Consider the following 22,115-nt stretch of genomic DNA (forward strand, 5'->3'; position numbering starts at 1 on the left):
CCTTGCAAATCTAAGGGCTTAGGAGCCATCCGTGGTACGCTCATCGGATGGCAACGAACTATTTAAAGAAAATTTTATCGGCTCGCGTCTATGACGTAGCCAGAGAAACCGAACTTCAGCTCGCCCCAGAACTGACTAAGCGTTTGGGCAACCAGGTCTTACTCAAAAGAGAAGATAACCAGCCGGTTTTCTCCTTCAAACTCCGTGGCGCCTATAACAAAATGGCCCATTTACCCCCGGAATCCTTAAAACGCGGGGTTATTACAGCTTCCGCAGGCAATCATGCTCAGGGCGTAGCCCTATCGGCAGCCAAAATGAAGTGCAAAGCCGTCATCGTGATGCCGGTCACGACCCCTAGCGTCAAAATTGACGCAGTCAAGGCAAGGGGCGGATCCTGGGTGGAGATCATTCTTCATGGTGAATCCTATAGTGACGCCTTTAAACATTCTGAGATTCTCGGCAAAAAACGGGGCTTAACTTTCGTTCACCCCTTTGATGATCCTGATGTCATCGCAGGTCAAGGAACGATTGCCCACGAAATTTTTACTCAATACGAAAAACCCATCGATGCAGTATTTGTAGCTATTGGTGGTGGTGGTTTGATTTCCGGCATTGGCGAATACATCAAAGCTGTTAGCCCTAAAACAAAAGTGATTGGCGTTCAAGCCTCTGACTCCGATGCCATGAATCAATCGCTCAAAGCGAATAAACGTATTGAGATGAAAGACGTGGGTTTGTTCTCAGATGGCACTGCTGTGAAATTCGTTGGCAAAGAAACATTTCGTATTTGCAAGAAAGTAGTAGACGAAATTGTCACCGTTGACACAGATGAAATCTGTGCAGCTATTAATGATGTGTTTACCGACACCCGCAGCATTCTTGAGCCCGCTGGCGCACTCGCAATAGCAGGCATGAAGAAGTATGTCGAGAAAAAACGTATCAAGAAGAAAACCCTAGTGGCTGTGGCTTGCGGGGCAAACATGAACTTTAGCCGCCTCCGCTTTGTAGCTGAACGAGCAGACGTTGGTGAGTTCCGTGAGGCGGTGTTTGCAGTCACCATTCCTGAAGAACGCGGCTCTTTCAAACGCTTCTGCGAATTACTCGGCAAACGTAACGTTACTGAATTTAACTATCGTATCGGTGATCAAAGTGAAGCGCATATTTTTGTTGGCATCAGCACACAAAAATCGGGTGATAGCGAAGCGATTGCAAAGCATTTCCGCAAAGCCAAGTTTGCAACGATTGATCTCACGCATGACGAGCTAGCAAAATCGCATTTACGTCATATGGTTGGCGGGCATTCTGCACTGGCTAAAGATGAATTGCTCTATCGCTTTGAGTTCCCAGAGCGCCCAGGTGCTTTGATGAAGTTCTTAACCAGTATGGCTCCTAACTGGAATATCAGCCTATTTCATTACCGCAATCATGGTGCTGACTATGGCCGCATTCTGATTGGTATTCAAGTACCGAAAAATGAGCAGAAGAAATTCCAAACCTTCTTGGCAACCTTGGGTTACCCACACTGGGATGAAACCAATAACCCTGCGTATCGCTTGTTCCTAAAATAAGTCCAATTTAATGTCATACACACTCACCGGAAAACTCGTCGTCGCGATCTCTTCGCGTGCCCTGTTTGATTTCGAGGAAGAAAATCGCATCTTCGAATCAACTGATGACAGCGCTTATATGAAGTTGCAGTTAGAGCGCTTGAGTGAGGCTGCTCAAAAAGGGGTGGCATTCCCTTTGGTAAAGAAACTCCTCGCTTTTAATGATGAGGGTGAGCAACGTGTTGAAGTAGTGATTCTTTCTCGCAATGATCCAGTAAGTGGCCTGCGTGTATTCCGCTCCGCCGAGCATCATGGCTTACATTTAGAGCGTGGCGTATTTACCAGGGGCAGACCTCCGTATCACTATCTGCGCTCTCTACATGCCAACCTCTTCTTATCTGCAAATGAAGATGACGTACGAGCAACGATTGATGCAGGCTTTCCTGCGGCTCGTGTGTATCCAGAGTCCAGCAAAACCGCGGAGTCTCATCCTAATGAAATCCGTATTGCATTTGACGGAGACGCTGTCCTTTTCTCTGATGAAGCCGAACAAGTCTTTCAGAAAAAAGGTCTTGAAGCTTTTGTGGATCACGAAAGCAAGAAGGTCGATATTCCCTTGCCTCCCGGCCCATTCAAACCATTGCTAGAAGCCCTACACAGACTGCAACGCTCCACTAGTGAAAACGGTATGCGCATTCGCACAGCCTTAGTGACAGCACGCTCTGCACCCGCCCATGAACGAGCCATTCGCACGCTGATGGCATGGGGTATTGATGTAGATGAAGCAATGTTTTTAGGCGGCCTCTCGAAGAGCGAGTTCTTACGAGAATTCGAACCCGACTTTTTCTTTGATGATCAAACCGGTCATTGCCAATCAGCAGCCTCTGTTGCACCAACAGGCCATGTGGTATCTGGCGTATCAAATAATCCTAAGAAGTAAGCGAAATACTGTAATGGCAACCTTAACCCTCGGACAATCAACGCAATATCCAGATCAATATGATCCGAGTTTGCTGTTTCCCATCCCCAGAACTGAGAACAGAAAGAAGTTAGGCCTTAAAGAAGGTCAAGCCCTACCTTTTGTTGGTGTTGATATTTGGAACGCCTTTGAACTGGGCTGGCTCAATCAAAAGGGTAAACCACAAATTGCTTTGGCAGAGTTTCAGATTCCTGCAGACTCACCGAACATGATTGAGTCCAAGTCATTCAAGCTTTATCTCAACAGCCTTAACAGCGCACGCTTTGAGGATGAGAATGAAGTTAAGGAGCGACTCATTACTGATTTATCTGCAGTTGCTGGCAGCAAGATCGCCACCCGCATTAACCCAACAGAGGCAGTCTCTAAAAAAGGGATGCAAGAAATGGGTGGCATTTTGATGGACAGATTAGACATTGAAGTAGATCCAAACCTACCCGCAGACCCAGGCCTACTCGGAGTCAATGAATCCTTTGGCCCAATAGAGCAGTGTCTTGTCTCACATCTTCTTAAGTCCAATTGCCCAGTTACCGGTCAACCAGACTGGGCGAGCGTGCAAATTCGTTACCAAGGCAGACCGATTCTTGAAGAGGGTTTATTACGCTACCTCATTGGCTTTAGGCAGTTAGGCGAGTTCCACGAGCATTGCGTGGAAACCATCTTCACCGATATCAAGCGTCAGTGCAAACCGGAGAAGCTATCTGTATATGCGCGCTATACACGGCGCGGTGGCCTAGACATTAATCCTTTCCGCACCGATCACAATTCACCCTGGCCAGATAATATTCGGCACGCAAGACAGTAGCTTTATTGACATGTAGGCAAATAAAAACCCCTTGTAGGAAATCCTAGAAGGGGTTTTTGCTATTACGGTAATTACCGCACTAGTTGCAATTACTTAAAACGGAATATCGTCGTCCATTGCACCTAATGATGCAGCGTTTGATGCTGCTGGAGCAGACTGCTCAGCCGGCTTTGAGCGACTATAGCTTTCACCGCCATCACCGCTTCCGCCTACTGGCTTACCACCAAGCATTTGCATAGTTTCTGCAACGATCTCTGTGGAATACTTTTCTTGGCCACTAGCGTCAGTCCATTTGCGTGTACGCAAACGACCTTCAACATAAACTTGTGAACCTTTTTTGAGGTACTGACCAGCGATTTCTGCAAGCTTGCCAAAGAATGCAACACGGTGCCATTCTGTGGTTTCTTTCATTTCGTTGGTTTGTTTATCTTTATAGCGGTCAGATGTTGCTACTGAGATATTTGTCACTGCGTCGCCACTTGGCATATAACGCGTCTCTGGATCACGCCCTACGTTACCTACGATGATGACCTTATTTACCGAAGCCATGTTGTCTCCCGAAGAAAAATACTACTGTTATTACTGCTAAAAAATAAATTGCTCGCTTTAATTTAATCAATGAAGCTGCGCTTATGTCGTTGTGCTTACACCCTTGGAATCTGTTGCTCTCGTTGGCATTTCACCCATCGACCAAGCAATTATAAGCCAGCAAACTAGGAGTGCAGCACCCACCACAAAGACCGATAAATCACCATGGCTATCCATTAAATAACCCCCAATAACTGCCCCTGAGAACAAGCCAATGGATTGTGTAGTGTTGTAAATGCCCAATGCGGTGCCTTTAGATTCTTTAGCAAAACGCGACACCAAAGAGGGTTGCAAAGCTTCAAGTAAATTAAAGCCAACAAAATAAACTAATAATGCAGTAGCAATAGTCATTACTGAATTTGCTTGAGTAAAAATCCACTCTGCTATCAAGAGTAAAACTATTGCCGCCAACAACACTGTTCTTAACTTTTGCTTCTTCTCACCATAAATAATTGCAGGGGCCATCAAAACAAATGACAACAGCACTATAGGAAGATAAATTTCCCAATGGGAGGAAAGTGGCAAACCTGCATCGACCAGCAATCGCGGCACCACTAAGAACATTGCCACCTGGGTTGCATTTAATACAAATACACCAACATTTAAACGCATCAACTCCGGACGAAAGAATACCTCCTTCAAGGAAGCTTGTTGAACTTCGACTTCAGGATGAGTGCTCGGCAAAACGTAATACGTCACCAACATTGCTATCGCCCCAAGAATCGCCAACACTACAAACATTCCACTTAAGCTAATCACTCGGTAAATGGGTGCGGCAATCACTAAAGATAGGGCGAATGACAGTGCAATACTTCCCCCCACTATAGCCATGGCACGGGTTCGTACTTGTTCACGCGTGAGATCGGCAACCCATGCAGAAACAGCGGCAGATATCGCTCCTGCACCCATAACACCTCGCCCAATAGCAATCCACAATAAATCATCCTTAGTGGCAGAGATCAAAGCACCAGCAATAAACAATGAAAGACCCCATAAAACCACTGGTTTACGGCCAATTCGATCGGATAAACGCCCCAAAGGGATGTGAAAACAGGCCTGAACAATATTGAAGATTCCGAGGGTCAAACCCACCAAAAAGGCCTGTTCACCACCAGGCAAACCACGCGCGTGAATACTAAATATGGGCAATAGCAAGAACAGACCCAGCATACGGAGGCCAAATATGCCTGCCAAGGCCAGAGTGGAGCGAAGTTCAGAAGGATTCATGGGAAAGAGCTATATTAACAAGTTACGCTAAAAAATCATGAATAACGAAATCAAGATCCGCGGTGCCCGCACCCACAACCTCAAAAACATCAATCTAGACATCCCTAGAGAGAAACTCGTCGTCCTGACTGGCTTATCTGGCTCAGGCAAAAGCTCATTGGCTTTTGACACGCTGTATGCAGAAGGCCAACGCCGCTACGTAGAATCTCTCTCAGCTTATGCCCGTCAATTTTTGCAACTCATGGAAAAGCCAGATGTCGATACGATTGAAGGTTTATCACCTGCAATCTCGATTGAGCAAAAAGCAACGAGCCATAACCCACGCTCTACGGTAGGTACCGTTACAGAAATTCATGATTACTTGCGTTTGTTATTTGCACGCGCAGGCACGCCGCATTGCCCAGACCATGATCTGCCTTTAGAGGCGCAAAGTGTCTCTCAGATGGTCGATACCGTGTTGTCGATGCCTGAAGATACGAAGTTGATGATTTTGGCTCCAGTCGTGAGCGAGCGCAAAGGTGAATTCGTTGATCTCTTTCAAGACCTGCAGGCACAAGGGTTTGTGCGATTTCGCGTTCGCTCTGGTGGCGGCACAGCAAACGCAGCAAAAGCCGAGATTTTTGAAGTGGATCAATTACCAACTCTCAAAAAGAATGATAAGCACTCTATTGAAGTAGTAGTGGATCGCATTAAAGTGCGCCCTGATATTCAGCAACGTTTGGCAGAATCTTTTGAGACAGCCTTACGTTTGGCGGATGGCAAAGCCATGATCGTCGATATGGATACTGGCAAAGAGATGATTTTCTCTAGTAAGTTTGCTTGCCCAGTTTGCTCATACTCATTACAAGAATTAGAGCCACGCCTCTTCTCCTTTAATAACCCGATGGGTGCGTGCCCATCCTGTGACGGTCTTGGCCATCAATCCTTCTTTGATCCAAAACGTATTGTCGCCCATCCTGATTTATCACTCGCTTCAGGCGCTATTAAAGGCTGGGATCGCCGCAATCAGTTCTACTTCAAACTCCTTCAGACCCTTGCCAAACATGGCGGATTTGATGTGGAGAAGCCATTTGAGACCCTCAACAAGAAACAACAAGATCTGATTCTCTTGGGCTCTGGCGATGTCACTATTCCTTTCGAGTACATCAATGAGCGTGGCAAGAACAGCATTCGCGAACATGCTTTCGAAGGCATTGTTGCCAACTTTGAAAGACGCTATCGCGAAACTGACTCCATGACAGTTCGTGAAGAACTATCGCGCTATCAAAATGTTCAAACCTGCCCCGAATGTAATGGCAGCCGTTTACGAAAAGAAGCTCGCTTTGTCAAAGTGGGTGAGAAGAAACAATCGCGTGCCATCTATGAAATTAGCGCCTTACCACTCAAAGAAGCCAAAGAATATTTTGAAACACTGGAACTCAAAGGCGCCAAACGAGAAATCGCTGACAAGATCGTCAAAGAGATTGGCGCACGTTTACGCTTCTTAAATGACGTAGGCCTAGACTATCTTTCACTCGAGCGTAGTGCCGACACTCTTTCTGGTGGAGAAGCCCAACGTATTCGCCTGGCAAGTCAGATTGGCTCTGGCTTAACGGGAGTGATGTATGTATTGGATGAACCCTCTATTGGCCTGCATCAACGCGATAACGATCGCCTGATTGGCACCCTGAAGCACCTGCGTGATTTAGGTAATAGTGTTTTAGTTGTTGAGCATGATGAAGATATGATTCGCGCCTCTGACTGGGTGATTGATATCGGTCCTGGTGCTGGTGTTCATGGTGGCGAAGTAGTTGCCCAAGGTACGCCTGCTGAAGTTGAGGCAAACCCAAATTCCTTAACAGGTGCTTACCTTGCAGGCCGTGAAGCAATTGCGGTTCCAGAAAAACGTATTCCTGTAAATGATCGCTTTTTAGAAATCATTGGTGCGCGCGGCAATAACTTGCAATCTGTTCATGCAAAAATCCCCGTTGGTTTGTTAACTTGCGTTACTGGTGTATCAGGCTCCGGTAAATCCACCTTAATTAACGACACCCTGCATCATGCAGTTGCTCAGCACCTCTATGGCTCCAATGCAGAGCCTGCAGCGCACGATGCAATGAAGGGTTTAGAGCATTTCGATAAAGTCATTAGCGTTGACCAATCTCCTATTGGTAGAACACCGCGCTCTAACCCAGCTACCTACACGGGACTATTTACCCCGATTAGAGAACTCTTTGCCGGTGTTCCTGCCTCACGCGAGCGTGGCTATGAAGCCGGTCGCTTCTCCTTTAACGTTAAGGGCGGTCGCTGTGACTCTTGCGAAGGCGATGGCGTTCTCAAAGTAGAGATGCACTTCTTGCCTGATGTTTATGTACCTTGCGATGTTTGTCATGGAAAGCGTTACAACCGTGAAACTTTAGATATTCGCTACAAGGGCAAGAATATTCATGAAGTACTCTCGATGACAATCGAACAAGCCCATGAGTTCTTTGAAGCGGTGCCCGTTGTAAAACGCAAACTAAAAACACTGCTTGATGTTGGTCTAGGTTATGTAAAGCTTGGACAAAGCGCGACAACGCTTTCTGGTGGAGAAGCGCAACGCGTGAAACTCTCTCTTGAGCTTTCTAAGCGCGACACCGGCAGAACCTTATATATCCTGGATGAACCTACTACTGGCTTGCATTTCCACGATATTCAGTTGTTGCTAACTGTGATTCAGACGCTCAAGAAACAAGGAAATACGATTGTCATCATTGAGCACAACCTTGATGTGATTAAGACTGCGGATTGGATTATTGACTTAGGGCCTAAGGGCGGCGCCGGTGGTGGGCAAATCATTGCTACTGGCACACCAGAAGATGTAGCGAAAAATGAGTTGAGTTTTACAGGTCACTACTTAGCGCCATTACTAACTCGCAAAGCGCCTACTCCTTTAGCCGGTAAAAAGAAAAGTAAGTAAAGCAATAAAAGCGCGCAGCGCTATTAGATTGATCTCAGAGTAATTTGGCTTCAGCCAAATCGGTTGCCTCTGAATTGCCTGAGATCACTAAAATGTCGTTGGCCTCAAGCTTGAGATCCGGAATGGGGTCCAACTTTACATAATCTGCGTTTCGACCTTTGCGACGTACTGCCTGAACATTGACGCCTTCTTTTTCTAGATCAAGCTCACCAAGGGTTTTACCAATCGCTTTTGAATTAGGTAGCAGCGTAATGGCATGTAAACGCCAAGACTCATTGGAACCAAAATCATCGTCTGCAGATCCGCGGAAGTAGCCCCTCAGCAAGCTATAACGCTCCTCCCTTGCTGTTGTGATGCGTCGTACTACCTTACGCATTGGCACACCCATGATTAGCAGAACATGGGAAGCAATCATCAAGCTGCCTTCAATGAGTTCGGGCACGACCTCAGTAGCTCCAGCTGCTTGCAACTTGGCTATATCTGCATCATCTCTAGTACGCACTAATACCGTCATACCAGGACGTAAGCGCTCTACCTGACGCAACACTCGCATACTTGCTGCGGTGTCGGCATACGTAATCACGACTGCCTTTGCCCTTGAAAGGCCAGCAGCTACTAAATAGTTTTCACGACTAGCGTCGCCATAAACCACATTATCTCCAGCAGCCGCAGCCTCTTTAACGCGATCAGGATCTAAATCCAAGGCAATGTATGGAATTTTTTCTTGATCAAGCATGCGGGCCAAACTTTGACCTGAACGACCGAAGCCACAAATGACCACATGGTTTTCATTACGAACACTCTTGGCAGCAACACGAGTTAATGCAAGCGATTGCAGCAGCCATTCATTGCTAGAGAAACGCATTGCAATGCGATCGCTATATTCAATGAGGAATGGCGCGCAGAACATGGAGATCAACATCGCTGCCAATACTGCTTGACTCAAGGTGGGGTCAATTAAATCTAGGCCATCAATTTGATTGAGTAACACAAAGCCGAATTCACCCGCTTGAGCTAAGCACAAGCCCGTTCTAATGGAGATGCCAGGACTAGAGCCAAAGACCCGTGATAGCAAAGCCATAAGGGCAAACTTAAAGATGAGTGGGCCAACCAGCAAAACCAAAACCAATAACCACTGCTCACGAATGACGTTGAAATCCAGCAACATGCCAATCGTCACAAAGAAGAGGCCGAGCAAAACATCGCGAAACGGCTTGATATCCTCTTCCACTTGATGGCGATAAGGCGTTTCAGAAATCAACATGCCAGCTAAGAACGCACCAAGCGCTAGCGACAAACCAAAGTGCTCGGTAAGCGCTGCCATACCCAAAACAATCAACAACAGATTGAGCATGAATAACTCTTGTGAACGCAATTTAGCAACCAACTTAAACCAATGACTCATCAAGCTTTGGCCAATGAAGAAAATCAATACCAAGGCAACGGTGATTTTGATGGACGCTGCAGTTAACGCAACGAACAAGTCGGAAGGATTTTTCCCAAGGGACGGCAATAAAATCAACAGAAAGACCACTGCTAAATCCTGGAACAACAAAATACCCACGACATTGCGACCATGCTCGGTCTCTAATTCAGCGCGATCAGAAATCAATTTGGTCACAATTGCGGTTGATGACATTGCCAGCGCACCACCTAAAGCGATCGCAGCATGCCAAGAGATGGGATAAATCCAATTCATTAGCAAACTGGCGGGGATTGCTAAAAGCATTGTCAGGATGACTTGGCTGCCACCAAGGCCAAATACGATCGATCGCATTGCCCTTAATTTATGCAGGTTAAATTCCAAGCCAATCGAGAACATCAAGAAAACTACGCCAAATTCAGCCAAATACTTCACTGTGGCCGAGTCATTTGCCAAGCCCAAGGCGTTAGGCCCAATGAGGACGCCAATGGCCAAATAGCCCAAAATAGGGGGTAAGCCAAAATAGCGGAAAATAACCACTCCGGCCACACCCGAGGCCAGGAGAATGAGGGTTAATTGAAGGACTGACGGCATATACTTACTTGATGATAGCTAAGACTCGTGAACGTACCCTAAAGCTTGCGCGCGACACCCTCACTATAGAGGCTGCTGCACTGCAAACCATGCGTGATCGCCTTGAGGGCGCAAATGCTGATGCTCTCGTCCTGGCGGTTGAGCTTTTACATGGCTGCAAAGGCAGAATCGTCGTTTCTGGAATCGGCAAATCGGGTCATATTGCTCGCAAAATTGCCGCTACTTTTGCTTCCACAGGTTCCCCTGCATTTTTTGTTCATCCCGCTGAAGCCAGCCACGGTGACTTAGGCATGGTTACTAGAGATGATGTTTTTGTTGCACTTTCCAATTCCGGCGAGACCGATGAGCTTTTGACTATCGTGCCAATCGTGAAACGCACTGGTGCAAAACTCATTGCTCTCACTGGCGCTCCAAATTCTTCTCTTGCCAAATTGGCAGACGCGCATTTAGATACTAGTGTTGAAAAAGAGGCGTGCCCATTGAATCTAGCGCCTACAACCAGCACTACTGCTGCACTAGCCATGGGTGATGCTCTAGCCGTTGCCTTACTAGATGCACGCGGCTTTGAAGCTGAAGACTTCATTCGCTCTCATCCTGGTGGCAGACTGGGTCGCAAGCAATTAATGCATGTCAGCGAAGTAATGCGTAGCCTTGCAGACACGCCAAAGATCTCCATTGATGCATCCCTACAAGATGCCCTGTTAGAGATGACCTCAAAACGCATGGGTATGGTCGTGATCCTAGATGCCTACAAAAAAGTATTTGGCATATTGACTGACGGTGACTTGCGTCGCCTTCTGGAAAAAACTACCGACCTTGGCGGCATCAAACTGAAGAGTGCAACCACTGCCGATCCTCGTACCATTCCAGCAGAGTTACTTGCTGAAGAAGCGATCGAGATGATGGAGAAACATCGTATCAATCATTTAGTAGTGACAGATAACCAAGGCCATTTATTAGGCGCATTAAATCTGCATGATTTATTTGCAGCCAAAGTTATTTAATCTCCATTAGTAATCGAGCCCTTTTTTATGCCTAGCGCCTTCAATACCCATAACACCAACCCATTAGCTCAATATCCACAGGCCTGGGAGCGTGCAGGCAAAGTGAAGCTTTTGGTATTGGATGTTGATGGCGTATTAACAAATGGACAAGTTTGGATTGGCGTCGATGGAAAAGAATCGTTAAAAGCTTTTGATATTCAAGATGGTTTAGGCATCAAATTATTAGAGCAATGCGGCATTCCGACTGCCATCATTACCGGCAGAAATTCCAAAATGGTTTTGGCGCGCTGCGAAGAGCTTGGTATTAAACATGTTCACATGGGTGTTGAAAACAAAGCTGTTGCCCTGAAAGAAGTTCTTCAATCTCTGGGGCTGACTGCGGCCGACTGCGCCGTTATGGGTGATGATTGGCCAGATATGCAAATGATGAAAAATGCAGGCTTTCGAATTTGCCCGGCACAAGGTCACGAAGCTGTCCAAGAATTTTCCCACTTGGTGACAACACGCAATGGCGGTAATAGTGCGGTACGTGAAGTATGTGACCTGATTCTCAAAGCACAGAATCGCTACGAAGAATTACTTCTTAAGGCTCGTAGCTAAGCAATGCAGTTAAAGCCTCAGCAAATTAAGGTCGGCATCGGGCGTGGTCTATTGCGCCTGCTGCCCTTGATTTTGATGGGGGCGCTCACACTAGCAACTTTTTGGTTGGTCCAAAAAAACACTCCACCAGAAAAATCTCCTTTAGAACGCGTGCGCCTGCATGAGCCTGACTACACCATCAAAGATGGCGCACTGTCAGCCTTAAATGAATTAGGCAATACCAAATACCGAGTGCTGGGCGTGAAAGTCACTCATTATGATGACGATGCCTCTATCGACATCCTGACACCGCGCATGCGCCTGTTCCAAGCTGAGAAAGCACCTGTAACTGTGAAGTCAGATACGGGGCATATCGATGGTGATCTCACCATCCTCGATTTATACGATAACGCCAGTATCTATCGCCCAGCTCAAGAAGCGACTGCATCACAGCCAGCGACTTTAAGAATGTTGGCCAGCTCAAGCTATTTCAAAGTGCTCATTAACGATGACATTATTGAAACCGATCGACCAATTACCCTTGAGCAGGGCATGTCGATCATGAACTCCACTGAAGGTGGCGTGTTTAACAACGTCGAACAAAGTATGGTGCTCAGCGGTCAAGTTAAAGGACGTATCGAGCGCGCCCCACGGAGCCACCAATAAAATGGTATCAGTGAAAATTTTATTTGTTCGCCTTGCGCTCCTGAGCTTTGGGCTCTCCCACGCATCTTTGTCGTTCGCAGAAAAAGCAGACCAAGACAAACCCGTCATTCTGGAAGCGGAAAAAGTTTCTGTAAACGACGTTAAGCAAATCTATGACCTCAATGGTCAGGTACTGCTGATCAAAGGCAGCATTATTGTTACTGGTGAGGATGGCCACATTGAAGTGGATCCTCAGGGTTATGAGTTTGTCGATGTCGTGGGCACTCCAGAAGCAGTTGCGAGCTTTAGACAACGTCGCGAAGGCCTTGCAGATGAATTCATGCAAGGCCGTGGTGCCCAGGTTACCTATGACGCTAAGACTGAGTTTCTAACGTTGACAGGCGATGCCAGCTTGAAGCGCTTGCTCAATATGCAAATGCTTGATCAATTAAAGGGCTGGAAAATTGAGTACGATGACGTAAAGCAGTACTATCATGTCACGCCTCCTAAAGATGCAAAACCAGATGATCTGCCCTTAGCAAGAGCTATCCTTTCACCAAGACGAAAAGCAACCCTAGAGAAATGACAGCGGATTTAGCCCACATCGATAATGCTCCCACACTAAGCGCCCATAACCTAAAAAAACGGTATGGCTCAAGAACCGTGGTTCGTGATGTATCCGTACAAGTTAGATGCGGTGAAGTGGTAGGACTACTCGGCCCAAATGGAGCAGGCAAAACAACTTCGTTCTACATGATTGTTGGACTAGTCCCACTCGATGGTGGAAATATCGTTTTAGATGGCGCGGATATTACGCATTTACCGATTCATGAACGCGCACGAATGGGTCTCTCCTATTTGCCACAAGAAGCCTCTGTATTTAGAAAGCTCAATGTAGCTGAAAATATTCAGGCAGTCTTAGAGCTTCAAGCTCAAGGCGGCAAACCCCTAACTAAGGCCGAAATTGCCAACCGCCTTGATGAGCTCTTAGGCGAACTCCAAATCAGTCATCTGCGCAATAATCCAGCCCTTTCCCTATCGGGTGGTGAACGTAGACGGGTAGAAATTGCGAGAGCGCTTGCTTCCCAGCCAAAATTCATCTTGCTAGATGAGCCCTTTGCCGGTGTTGACCCTATTGCTGTTGGGGAAATCCAGCGCATTGTGCGCTTCCTGCGGGACCGCCAAATTGGGGTGCTCATTACCGACCACAACGTCCGCGAAACCCTGGGTATCTGTGACCACGCTTACATCATCAGCGAAGGTAGCGTATTGGCCGAAGGTAAGCCTGATCAGATTATTCAGAATGATGCTGTCCGCAGAGTCTATCTGGGCGAAAACTTCCGGATGTAAGCCAGACAAGGCCTCCTACTTTTAAAGTAATAAAAATTGCACTTCCCTCTTGGTTTTCGGCAAATTCGCTGATACGCTGGAGGCTCATGGTTTATTTTCCAAAAAAAACAGCACAAAAAATTTCAGGGGCTTGCTGCGCACCCCGGGCATGACTATGCGCACGCATCTATAAAAGGAGTCGCTAATGAATTTGAAAATTAATAGCCGTCACGTGGAAGTTACCCCTGCCATGCGCTCTCATCTTGAGGCGGGTCTAGCCAAAATTCGTAAGCACTTCGATCACGTCATTGATGCGTCTGCCTTCCTGGTAGTAGATAAAGCCAAAGAGAAGGATCTACGTCAAAGCGCCGAGATCACCATTCACCTTAAGGGGAAAGATCTGTTCGCTGAAGCACACAATGCCGACCTCTATCACGCCATGGATGCAGTGGTTGATAAGTTAGAGCGTCAAGTTGTTAAACACAAAGAAAAGATTCAAGATCATCACCACGAAAAGCATTTTGAGTGATCTAGTACGTCAGGACACCTATAATCAATTCACATGAATGCCCTGACCAATCTTTTTACTCCCGACTGCATTGCATTAGATATCCCCGCCACAAGCAGGGCTGATGCATTTGCAGCCGCTGGAGAACTGTTTTCTAAACAAACAGGAATAACAGCAAACTCCGTTGTTGAGTTTCTCAATGCTCGTGAAGATTTAGGTTCTACCGCCCTCGGCGCTGGTGTAGCCATCCCTCACGGACGTGTGAAAGGCTTAAAGCAGCCAAGCGCCGCTTTTATGAGACTGCAAAACCCCATTGAGTTTGCAGCTCCGGATGGTGAAGCGGTTTCCATCTTAATTTTCTTGCTGGTGCCAGAAAAAGCAACCCAACAACATTTAGAAATTTTGTCTTCGATTGCTCAGCTGCTATCGGATGCCGACGCTCGCGAGTACTTATCGTCTACTGCAGACCCCTTAAAGGTTTGCGAACTCTTACAACACTGGGGTACAGCAAAATGACTCAGCCATTACTCCTAGAGGGAGTAACTGCTCAGCAGATTTTTGATGACAATGTTTCAGAATTAAAGCTGTCTTGGATTGGCGGTCTTGAAGGTGCCGACCGCACCTTCCCGCCAGAAGCTGTAAAAATAGCTGCAGCCAGCTCCGACTTAGTAGGTCACTTAAACCTTATTCACCCGAGTCGTATTCAAATCTTCGGCGAGCAAGAGGTTGAATATCACGCAGCTCTAGAGCCAAAACAAAGGCAAGAGCAAATTGCCAGTTTGATCTCCAAGATGCCTCCTTGTGTCATTGTGGCTGATGGTAAGAGTGCAGATCCAGATCTGCAACTATTCTGCCAGCGCTCCTCAACGCCACTATTCACCACCACTATTTCTGCTGCGGAAGTGATTGATCATTTACGCACTTACTTAACCAAAATTGGTGCCCCTCAAATCACAATGCATGGTGTCTTCATGGACATTCTGGGCTTGGGTGTGCTTCTTACTGGCGAATCCGGCCTAGGTAAAAGTGAATTAGGTCTCGAACTCATTTCTCGCGGGCATGGATTGGTAGCCGATGATGCGGTTGACTTTGCGCGACTTGGGCCTGATTACATTGAGGGACGCTGCCCTGTCATCTTGCGTAACCTACTTGAGGTACGTGGATTAGGATTGCTCGACATTCGGACGATCTTTGGTGAAACCGCAGTGCGTCGTAAATTAAAACTACGACTCATTGTTCAGCTTGTTCGCAGAACTGATGGCGAATTTGAGCGCCTACCCCTTGAAGCACAACACATTGATGTATTAGGGGTTCCTATTCGTACGGTCAAAATTCAGGTGGCTGCAGGGCGAAATTTAGCAGTACTAGTTGAAGCTGCTGTACGCAATACCATTTTGCAATTGCGCGGTATCGATACCTTAAAAGAATTTATCGAGCGTCAACGTATTCAGATGAATGCCGAGTCAGAATCCTCAAAGTCCCAAGGACGCCTACTCTAAGCTATGCAGATCAATCTGATTACCGGAATCTCAGGCTCAGGTAAATCAGTAGCCCTGAGGGCTTTTGAAGATGCTGGCTATGACTGCGTAGATAACCTTCCTGTCTCGCTTCTCGAAAGCCTCATCTCCACTCTTGAAAATGAAAAGTGTGAGCAAGTTGCAGTCGCTATAGATGCTCGTCGCGGACAATCTATTGCAAACTTGCCGTCCATTCTCGAGAACCTACGAAAAAATCATCAGGTCAGAGTGGTATTCCTGAATGCCGATACCAATACTTTGGTGCAACGCTTCTCAGAAACCCGTCGTCGCCATCCCTTATCTACTAATGGCAAACAATCTCAATCGGCAACTCTGATTGAAGCAATTTATAAAGAGCGTAATTTGCTCGAGCCCTTACGCGCACAAGCGCACAGCATCGATACTAGCAACCTACCTGCTCATGCACTGCGTTCCTGGATTCAAGATCTCCTCAAAGATAAACCGGTAAGTCTCACAGTAGTTTTTGAATCATTTGGCTTTAAAAAGGGTGTGCCCAGCGAAGCGGACTTAGTTTTTGATGTGCGTTGTCTACCAAACCCACACTATGACAAAGCGCTCAGACCACTGACCGGCAATGACAAGCCCGTTAAGGAATTTCTGGGAAAAATTCCAGAAGTCATGAGCATGGAATCCGACATCACCCAATTCATTAACAAGTGGCTGCCCCATTACATTGCTGATGGTCGCAGTTATTTAACGGTTGCCATTGGTTGTACTGGTGGCCAACATCGGTCCGTCTATCTCGTAGGCCGCTTGAGCGAACACTTCCGCGCCCAAAAGGACCTCATTGACTTGCAGCTTAATTTTTTAGATCGTCACCGCGAACTAGATTCAATTCCTGCAGCAAAAGCTTAATCGGCTGCGGCAGACCATGGCGCCCTAGCTGAGCCAACGGCACCCACTTCAGATCTGGATTTAAGAAGGCCAACTCTTTTGGAGCGCTTACCTGCCATATCTGCATCCACAAGCGTCTGTGCGTAAAGACATGCTTAATTTCTTCGGTCTGCTTTATGGCTTTACAAGCTTTTGTAAGGGCCGCCAATTTTTCTTCAGGCAATGTAGCTGTAAATAATTCCTGTGGGCTTATCTCAATAACTTTTGTTCGAGCTACCCTAGGAGTCCACGGCCCCTCAGGCAAAGACCACAGACCGCCCCAGATAGCTTTACTTGGGCGCTTTTGCAAGAGGATAGAGTTACCCGAACGCATCAACAACATATTGCAATCAAATTCTGGGGATTTGGTCTTCTTGGTTTTTTGTGGAAGCAAAAGAACTTGATCGCTTAAATTGGCTTGGCAGTCTTTTGCGAATGGGCATTTTTTTTCAGATGCTAAACATACTGGTTTGCGTGACGTACACCAAGTAGCGCCAAAGTCCATCAGCGCCTGGGTATAGACCGGCATATCTGCAGGTTTAGTTGGTAGTAAATCTATTGCTAAATCCCATAGTCGATCGTTGATCTTCTTATCTTGTATCGCACCTTCAATCGCAAATAAACGTGCCAGAATGCGTTTCACATTTGCATCCAAAATAGGTGCTCGCTCATGAAAAGCAAATGCAGCGATTGCGCCAGCTGTAGATCGCCCAATCCCTTTTAATTGCTCAAGCAAAATGGGGTCACTTGGAAACTTACCGCCGAACTCTGTCATGACTTGCTTTGCACACGCGTGTAGATTTCTAGCGCGCGAGTAATATCCTAATCCCGCCCACTCGGCCAATACCTCGTCGATATCAGCAGCGGCTAATTTTTTAACTGTTGGAAAGCGTTTCATAAAACGTGGGTAGCGCTCAAGTACAGTGGCTACTTGAGTTTGTTGCAACATGATTTCTGAAACCCACACTGCATAAGGATCTCGATTACCTTGCCAAGGCAAGCCTGAGCGCCCACTGATCACATGCCAAGCAACAAGCTTTGATGCAAATGTGTTAATCAGCGTTTTTGACATTGAGTACAAAAATAAGTGGAGCGTTGGCCCTGCACTATCTGACTAATAGGCGACTTACACACCTTACACGGCAAGCCTTTGCGGTCATAGACTTTGGTTTGGACCATAAAGTGCCCCGGATCACCATCGCTATTTACAAAATCTTTCAAACTACTGCCGCCAGCTGCAATAGCCTTTTTCAAAATCAATCTCACCGCTTCAGCCAAACGAGAGCATTGCGGACGTGTGAGTTTTCCTGCAGCTTTAGCTGGATGAATACCCGCCTCAAATAAACTTTCAGAACAATAAATATTGCCGACACCGACAACCGCTTGTCCTGCCAAAAGAAACTGCTTCACAGCAACACTGCGTTTGCGGGATTTTTGATACAAAATATCCGCACCCAGCTCACCGGCAAACTCTGGAGAAAATGGCTCAACTCCTAACTTTTGCAAAAGCGCAAATGTTTCAATGGGGCCTTTTGATTTGGGATGCCATAAGACTGCGCCGAATTTTCGTGGATCATGTAAACGCAAACTGAACTTACCGAACTCTAGCGTCACGCGATCATGAATCTTGAGGGGGTCCGAGCTTGGGAGCACGCGCAAAGTTCCCGTCATCCCCAAATGAATCAGCAAATAGCCCGTATCCATTTGTAATAGAAGATACTTCCCACGCCTCTCAATGGCATGCACTGTTTGCCCAGGCAAGCTTTTAGAGAGGTTGGCGGGCACTGGCCAACGCAAGCGTCCATCAATAATCTTGACGGCGCTGACCTTGCGCCCCTCAAGATGGGGGGCGATTCCTAATCGGGTGACTTCTACTTCTGGAAGTTCTGGCATAAATGGATTGTAGATTCGCATATTAGAATGTGCTTATGAGTAAATTCACACTGAAACCCCTTTTAAAGGGTTTATTCCTGGCGGCCCTCACTGGTGGAGTCATTTCATCAGCCCATGCCCAAACCCAGGCAAATGGATTGCAATCTGGCGAAGCGGTCTTTGAGGTGCTCGCCTCCGAAATCGCCCTTCAGCGGGGTGAGGCTGGCTTGGCTTACAACACCTATCTGGAGATGGCGCGCCAATACCAGGACCCCAGGCTTGCCCAAAGAGCGATGGAAATTGCAATTGCAGGCGGCTCCCCAGATTTAGCCATGCAAGCTGCCAAAACTTGGGATGAACTCTCTCCAGTCTCAGATACCAAACCTAAAGAAGTCCTGGTAACACTGTTGATCTTAAGCAATCGTTGGTCTGATGCCGTCAAGCCAGCAATTACCATATTGCGCCAACAAACTCCTGCCCAACAAGAAAACACTCTTTTGCAATTGCAAGCATTGCTTGCTAAAGCGAAAGATGAGTCAGATGCTTTGCGTGCTTTTTATGAAATCGCATCTACTGTCAAGATTCCACCCAAAGATCCCGGCCTACTTTATACCTATGCCATGTCTGCTGAAAAAGTAGGTCGCATGGATGTGATGGAAAAAACCTTGCGTGATATTTTGCGCAAGAACCCAAACGATGTAAATTCTCTTAATGCTCTTGGCTATTCTTTAGCCGACCGCAATATGAAGTTACCTGAGGCATATGCGCTCATCAGTAAAGCGCATCAACTATCTCCAAAAGATAGTTTTATTTTGGACAGCTTGGGCTGGGTCAATTTTCGTCTCGGTAAAAACGCCCTTGCATTAGAGCAATTACAACAAGCATTTGCTATGAAACCAGAAGCGGATATTGCGGCTCATACCGGTGAAGTGTTGTGGGCTATGAATCGCCGTGCGGAAGCAGAAGAGATGTGGCGCCAGGGACAAAAAATAGACGCCAATAATCCAACCCTGAAAGAAACCTTACAACGTCTAAAGCCAGACTGGGCAAGAGATGACCAAGCATCTAAGGGATCATGGGATGGGCGCTTTGCCGTCAAAGTCATTGGCTTAACTGAGTCACAAAACCAAGGTGGCTCTGGTGGCTTTACCTTGACCCAAGAAGCATTAAAGGATGTTTTAGAAATACGCAATCCCATGGGTGGCTCGATTGCCAAAATTACTATTACGCCGGGTGAAGCCACCCTCGAAAGTGATGGCAAAGTAGTTACTGCAGTTGATGCAGATACCTTATTGCAAAACACATTAGGCCTACCACTACCAGCGCGCGGATTATCAAACTGGTTAAGAGGCGAAGTGCGTCCTGGAAGCGAGGCAAGTGTTGATAGAAATGCTAATGGTCAAGTAAGCAAAATTAGTCAGGATGGTTGGGACTTGGTTTACACCTGGAGCAATACCAATCGTCTCGAAAAGCTCACAATGACCCGCAGCTCGAATATCGGATCGATTGATATACGCCTCGTGTTTGACCGCCCGAATGACTAAGTAAAAGAACAATGGCGAAACACGATTTTTTATCTCTTCGTTCGCCGGCTAAGCTCAATCTTTTTTTACACATCGTCGGACGAAGAGCAGACGGTTATCACCTGCTCCAATCCGTCTTTCAACTGATTGACTGGTGTGACACCATCCACTTAAAACGCATTTCTGAAAATGAAGTGCGCCGCATTAATCCCATTCCAGGAGTGCTGCCCGAACAAGATTTGGTAGTTCGCGCAGCTAATCTACTAAAAGATTTTTGCAAGATTGAGGTTGGTGTTGAAATTAATCTTCACAAAGAAATCCCGATGGGTGCAGGCATGGGGGGCGGATCCTCTGATGCCGCAACTACATTGATTGGTCTGAACGTCCTTTGGAATCTCAATCTCTCCAAAGAAACGCTTTGCACCCTAGGGCTTCAGCTCGGTGCCGATGTCCCCTTCTTCATTTTTGGTCAAAATGCATTTGTTGAAGGCATTGGGGAGAAAATTCAAGCAATTTCCCTCCAAACCCCTGATTTTTTGGTGATATTTCCCAATCAAGGCATCTCAACAGCAAGCATTTTTCAAGACCCGGAATTGACCCGAGATCATGCTCAGATTACAATTGATGGCTTTCTTGCATCGCCATTGTTATATCAATCGAATGATTGTCAGGCCGTAGCGATGCGGATTTGCCCAGAAGTGAAGCAAGCTTTGGATTGGATTACCCAGGCAGTACCGGGCTCACAGCCCCGAATGTCTGGTTCTGGTAGTAGCGTTTTCGCAGCCTTAGACCCTAAGACTGATAACGCAAAACTAGAAAATCTTCTACAAAATCTTCCTGAAGGGTGGGTAGGTCGGGTTGTTCGGGGGCTAAATAAAAATCCCGCTTACAATTTGATTTCTTCAGATTGACCTGTAGGGGAATCGCCAAGCTGGTTAAGGCACTGGATTTTGATTCCAGCATGCGAAGGTTCGAATCCTTCTTCCCCTGCCAAGTGCTGTAGAAACGATAAAGATAACCTTTTGACCCGACAAAACCCATAAGACTATGTCCTCCACAAACGCAGATTTATTGACTCTTTTCACAGGCAACGCAAATCCCGTTTTGGCTGAGGCTGTAGCCAAAGAACTCAACCTCCCAATGGGAAAAGCCTTTGTTGGCCGATTCTCTGATGGCGAGATTCAAGTAGAAATTCAAGAGAACGTCCGCGGCAAAAATGTCGTGGTGATCCAATCAACCTGCGCACCTACAAATGACAGCTTGATGGAGCTCATGATCATGATTGATGCTCTGAAACGAGCATCTGCAAGCCGCATAACCGCAGTGATTCCTTACTTTGGTTATGCCCGTCAAGACCGCCGCCCTCGTTCTGCTCGCGTAGCTATTTCCGCTCGCATTGTGGCCAACATGCTTCAGTCAGTAGCTGGCATTGAGCGTGTTTTGACTATGGATCTGCATGCCGACCAAATTCAGGGTTTCTTTGATATCCCGGTAGATAACATCTATGCCTCCCCTGTTCTTTTAGCTGACCTGGAAGCGCAAAAAACCAAAAAAGACCTGATCATTGTGTCTCCAGACATTGGCGGCGTAGTTCGTGCCCGTGCAATGGCTAAGCAACTAGGCACTGATTTGGCGATTATCGATAAACGCCGCCCTAAGGCAAATGTATCCGAAGTAATGCACCTCATTGGCGAAGTAGAAGGCCGCCATTGCGTCATCATGGATGACATCATTGATACCGGTGGAACCCTCTGTAAAGCCGCTGAAGCGCTTAAAGAGCGTGGCGCTAAGGGTGTTACCGCCTACTGTACTCATGCCGTGCTCTCAGGCGGTGCTGTAGCCCGTATTGCTGCCTCTGAATTGGATGAGCTCGTTGTCACCGATACCATCCCCCTAACCGCAGAGGCAATGAAAGTATCCAAAATTCGCCAATTGACCGTAGCCCCGCTACTAGCTGAAACCCTTTCCCGCATTAGTAAAGGTGATTCAGTAATGTCGATGTTTGCTGAATAAGCCAAAAATCACGTCTTTACCCCGGTTTTTGGCAGTTTTAAGCCTTTTGTAGGCAAAAATATCCTTTCCCACGATATAATCGAAGGCTTTTCTGTTTGGTCGCGAACGGAAATTAACCTTAACTAGGAAATTC

General features: G+C 46.8%; 21 protein-coding genes and 1 tRNA gene. 17 read left to right on the plus strand and 5 right to left on the minus strand.

Annotated elements, in window-relative coordinates; genetic code table 11:
- Positions 1-47: 47 nt before the first annotated feature.
- Genes ilvA through queF form a run of 3 tightly spaced genes read left to right on the plus strand, consistent with a single transcriptional unit; the run spans position 48 to position 3,328 of the window.
- On the plus strand, positions 48-1,568 hold the full coding sequence (ilvA, locus tag ICN44_RS03970; RefSeq protein WP_216262804.1) for a threonine ammonia-lyase, biosynthetic: 1,521 nt from the start codon (positions 48-50) through the stop codon (positions 1,566-1,568).
- Between the two features lie 10 nt (positions 1,569-1,578).
- Positions 1,579-2,487 (plus strand): 5'-nucleotidase, encoded by a 909-nt coding sequence (locus tag ICN44_RS03975; protein WP_215360353.1) that lies wholly within the window; start codon positions 1,579-1,581, stop codon positions 2,485-2,487.
- 13 nt (positions 2,488-2,500) lie between these two features.
- Entirely contained in the window at positions 2,501-3,328 is an 828-nt protein-coding gene (gene queF / locus ICN44_RS03980) for an NADPH-dependent 7-cyano-7-deazaguanine reductase QueF (protein WP_216262805.1), read from the plus strand.
- Between the two features lie 93 nt (positions 3,329-3,421).
- Here queF and ssb read toward each other — a convergent pair whose 3' ends face one another.
- Positions 3,422-3,877: a single-stranded DNA-binding protein gene (gene ssb, locus ICN44_RS03985; RefSeq protein WP_215321062.1), complete on the minus strand. Its 456-nt coding sequence runs from the start codon at positions 3,875-3,877 to the stop codon at positions 3,422-3,424.
- A gap of 81 nt (positions 3,878-3,958) precedes the next feature.
- On the minus strand, positions 3,959-5,143 hold the full coding sequence (locus ICN44_RS03990) for an MFS transporter (RefSeq protein WP_216262806.1): 1,185 nt from the start codon (positions 5,141-5,143) through the stop codon (positions 3,959-3,961).
- A 37-nt stretch (positions 5,144-5,180) separates the two neighbouring features.
- Between ICN44_RS03990 and uvrA the strand changes: the two genes are divergently transcribed.
- Positions 5,181-8,081 carry an excinuclease ABC subunit UvrA gene (uvrA, locus tag ICN44_RS03995; protein WP_216262807.1) on the plus strand — a complete coding sequence of 967 codons (2,901 nt, stop codon included), beginning with the start codon at positions 5,181-5,183 and terminating at the stop codon, positions 8,079-8,081.
- A gap of 34 nt (positions 8,082-8,115) precedes the next feature.
- On the opposite strand, the gene ICN44_RS04000 is transcribed toward uvrA, so the two are convergent.
- Positions 8,116-10,098, minus strand: coding sequence for a monovalent cation:proton antiporter family protein (locus tag ICN44_RS04000; protein WP_216262808.1), 1,983 nt, complete (start codon positions 10,096-10,098; stop codon positions 8,116-8,118).
- Between the two features lie 11 nt (positions 10,099-10,109).
- On the opposite strand from ICN44_RS04000, the gene ICN44_RS04005 reads away from it, so the two are divergent.
- From ICN44_RS04005 to rapZ, 9 genes are all read left to right on the plus strand, one after another.
- Complete coding sequence (locus tag ICN44_RS04005) at positions 10,110-11,102, plus strand: SIS domain-containing protein (RefSeq protein WP_216262809.1); 993 nt, start codon at positions 10,110-10,112, stop codon at positions 11,100-11,102.
- A gap of 27 nt (positions 11,103-11,129) precedes the next feature.
- A complete protein-coding gene (locus ICN44_RS04010) occupies positions 11,130-11,702 on the plus strand; it encodes an HAD family hydrolase (RefSeq protein ID WP_216262810.1) in 573 nt (190 codons plus the stop codon).
- A 3-nt stretch (positions 11,703-11,705) separates the two neighbouring features.
- Positions 11,706-12,347, plus strand: a complete 642-nt coding sequence (gene lptC / locus ICN44_RS04015; RefSeq protein WP_216262811.1) for an LPS export ABC transporter periplasmic protein LptC — start codon at positions 11,706-11,708, stop codon at positions 12,345-12,347.
- 10 nt (positions 12,348-12,357) lie between these two features.
- Positions 12,358-12,912, plus strand: coding sequence for a lipopolysaccharide transport periplasmic protein LptA (gene lptA, locus ICN44_RS04020; protein WP_370624858.1), 555 nt, complete (start codon positions 12,358-12,360; stop codon positions 12,910-12,912).
- Positions 12,909-13,676, plus strand: a complete 768-nt coding sequence (gene lptB / locus ICN44_RS04025) for an LPS export ABC transporter ATP-binding protein (protein ID WP_216262813.1) — start codon at positions 12,909-12,911, stop codon at positions 13,674-13,676. Before lptA ends, lptB begins: the two co-directional genes overlap by 4 nt.
- A gap of 184 nt (positions 13,677-13,860) precedes the next feature.
- On the plus strand, positions 13,861-14,184 hold the full coding sequence (gene hpf, locus ICN44_RS04030; protein ID WP_012358449.1) for a ribosome hibernation-promoting factor, HPF/YfiA family: 324 nt from the start codon (positions 13,861-13,863) through the stop codon (positions 14,182-14,184).
- A gap of 33 nt (positions 14,185-14,217) precedes the next feature.
- Complete coding sequence (locus ICN44_RS04035; RefSeq protein ID WP_216262814.1) at positions 14,218-14,679, plus strand: PTS sugar transporter subunit IIA; 462 nt, start codon at positions 14,218-14,220, stop codon at positions 14,677-14,679.
- A complete protein-coding gene (hprK, locus tag ICN44_RS04040; RefSeq protein WP_216262815.1) occupies positions 14,676-15,662 on the plus strand; it encodes an HPr(Ser) kinase/phosphatase in 987 nt (328 codons plus the stop codon). The genes ICN44_RS04035 and hprK overlap by 4 nt, the downstream gene beginning before the upstream one ends.
- Before the next feature lie 3 nt (positions 15,663-15,665).
- A complete protein-coding gene (gene rapZ, locus ICN44_RS04045) occupies positions 15,666-16,556 on the plus strand; it encodes an RNase adapter RapZ (protein WP_216262816.1) in 891 nt (296 codons plus the stop codon).
- Here the strand turns inward: rapZ and mutY are convergent.
- On the minus strand, positions 16,501-17,646 hold the full coding sequence (gene mutY, locus ICN44_RS04050) for an A/G-specific adenine glycosylase (protein ID WP_216262817.1): 1,146 nt from the start codon (positions 17,644-17,646) through the stop codon (positions 16,501-16,503). The genes rapZ and mutY overlap by 56 nt on opposite strands.
- The gene (gene mutM / locus ICN44_RS04055; protein WP_216262818.1) at positions 17,631-18,467 is read right to left on the minus strand and encodes a bifunctional DNA-formamidopyrimidine glycosylase/DNA-(apurinic or apyrimidinic site) lyase; all 837 of its coding nucleotides are present in this window, start codon (positions 18,465-18,467) and stop codon (positions 17,631-17,633) included. Before mutM ends, mutY begins: the two co-directional genes overlap by 16 nt.
- Before the next feature lie 35 nt (positions 18,468-18,502).
- On the opposite strand from mutM, the gene ICN44_RS04060 reads away from it, so the two are divergent.
- The 4 genes from ICN44_RS04060 (at position 18,503) to ICN44_RS04075 (ending at position 21,982) form a co-directional block, all read left to right on the plus strand.
- Positions 18,503-19,990 carry an outer membrane lipoprotein LolB gene (locus ICN44_RS04060; protein ID WP_216262819.1) on the plus strand — a complete coding sequence of 496 codons (1,488 nt, stop codon included), beginning with the start codon at positions 18,503-18,505 and terminating at the stop codon, positions 19,988-19,990.
- A gap of 11 nt (positions 19,991-20,001) precedes the next feature.
- Positions 20,002-20,880, plus strand: coding sequence for a 4-(cytidine 5'-diphospho)-2-C-methyl-D-erythritol kinase (gene ispE / locus ICN44_RS04065; RefSeq protein ID WP_216262820.1), 879 nt, complete (start codon positions 20,002-20,004; stop codon positions 20,878-20,880).
- Positions 20,881-20,885: 5 nt separating this feature from the next.
- Positions 20,886-20,962 (plus strand) — tRNA-Gln (locus ICN44_RS04070).
- Positions 20,963-21,016: 54 nt separating this feature from the next.
- Complete coding sequence (locus ICN44_RS04075; protein ID WP_216262821.1) at positions 21,017-21,982, plus strand: ribose-phosphate pyrophosphokinase; 966 nt, start codon at positions 21,017-21,019, stop codon at positions 21,980-21,982.
- Positions 21,983-22,115: the final 133 nt, after the last annotated feature.

Origin of the sequence: Polynucleobacter sp. JS-Fieb-80-E5 (assembly GCF_018882015.1) — a bacterium.
Lineage (GTDB): Bacteria > Pseudomonadota > Gammaproteobacteria > Burkholderiales > Burkholderiaceae > Polynucleobacter.

What these genes read in the sequence shown, in the direction of transcription:
- ssb (WP_215321062.1), bottom strand. Translation starts at nt 3,877, where the DNA reads ATGGCTTCGGTAAATAAGGTCATCATCGTAGGTAACGTAGGGCGTGAT.
- ICN44_RS04060 (WP_216262819.1), top strand. Translation starts at nt 18,503, where the DNA reads ATGAGTAAATTCACACTGAAACCCCTTTTAAAGGGTTTATTCCTGGCG.
- ilvA (WP_216262804.1), top strand. Translation starts at nt 48, where the DNA reads ATGGCAACGAACTATTTAAAGAAAATTTTATCGGCTCGCGTCTATGAC.
- mutM (WP_216262818.1), bottom strand. Translation starts at nt 18,467, where the DNA reads ATGCCAGAACTTCCAGAAGTAGAAGTCACCCGATTAGGAATCGCCCCC.
- ICN44_RS03975 (WP_215360353.1), top strand. Translation starts at nt 1,579, where the DNA reads ATGTCATACACACTCACCGGAAAACTCGTCGTCGCGATCTCTTCGCGT.
- mutY (WP_216262817.1), bottom strand. Translation starts at nt 17,646, where the DNA reads ATGTCAAAAACGCTGATTAACACATTTGCATCAAAGCTTGTTGCTTGG.
- rapZ (WP_216262816.1), top strand. Translation starts at nt 15,666, where the DNA reads ATGCAGATCAATCTGATTACCGGAATCTCAGGCTCAGGTAAATCAGTA.
- uvrA (WP_216262807.1), top strand. Translation starts at nt 5,181, where the DNA reads ATGAATAACGAAATCAAGATCCGCGGTGCCCGCACCCACAACCTCAAA.
- ICN44_RS04075 (WP_216262821.1), top strand. Translation starts at nt 21,017, where the DNA reads ATGTCCTCCACAAACGCAGATTTATTGACTCTTTTCACAGGCAACGCA.
- ICN44_RS04000 (WP_216262808.1), bottom strand. Translation starts at nt 10,098, where the DNA reads ATGCCGTCAGTCCTTCAATTAACCCTCATTCTCCTGGCCTCGGGTGTG.
- queF (WP_216262805.1), top strand. Translation starts at nt 2,501, where the DNA reads ATGGCAACCTTAACCCTCGGACAATCAACGCAATATCCAGATCAATAT.
- ICN44_RS04010 (WP_216262810.1), top strand. Translation starts at nt 11,130, where the DNA reads ATGCCTAGCGCCTTCAATACCCATAACACCAACCCATTAGCTCAATAT.
- hpf (WP_012358449.1), top strand. Translation starts at nt 13,861, where the DNA reads ATGAATTTGAAAATTAATAGCCGTCACGTGGAAGTTACCCCTGCCATG.
- ICN44_RS03990 (WP_216262806.1), bottom strand. Translation starts at nt 5,143, where the DNA reads ATGAATCCTTCTGAACTTCGCTCCACTCTGGCCTTGGCAGGCATATTT.
- lptB (WP_216262813.1), top strand. Translation starts at nt 12,909, where the DNA reads ATGACAGCGGATTTAGCCCACATCGATAATGCTCCCACACTAAGCGCC.
- ICN44_RS04005 (WP_216262809.1), top strand. Translation starts at nt 10,110, where the DNA reads ATGATAGCTAAGACTCGTGAACGTACCCTAAAGCTTGCGCGCGACACC.
- lptC (WP_216262811.1), top strand. Translation starts at nt 11,706, where the DNA reads ATGCAGTTAAAGCCTCAGCAAATTAAGGTCGGCATCGGGCGTGGTCTA.
- ICN44_RS04035 (WP_216262814.1), top strand. Translation starts at nt 14,218, where the DNA reads ATGAATGCCCTGACCAATCTTTTTACTCCCGACTGCATTGCATTAGAT.
- hprK (WP_216262815.1), top strand. Translation starts at nt 14,676, where the DNA reads ATGACTCAGCCATTACTCCTAGAGGGAGTAACTGCTCAGCAGATTTTT.
- ispE (WP_216262820.1), top strand. Translation starts at nt 20,002, where the DNA reads ATGGCGAAACACGATTTTTTATCTCTTCGTTCGCCGGCTAAGCTCAAT.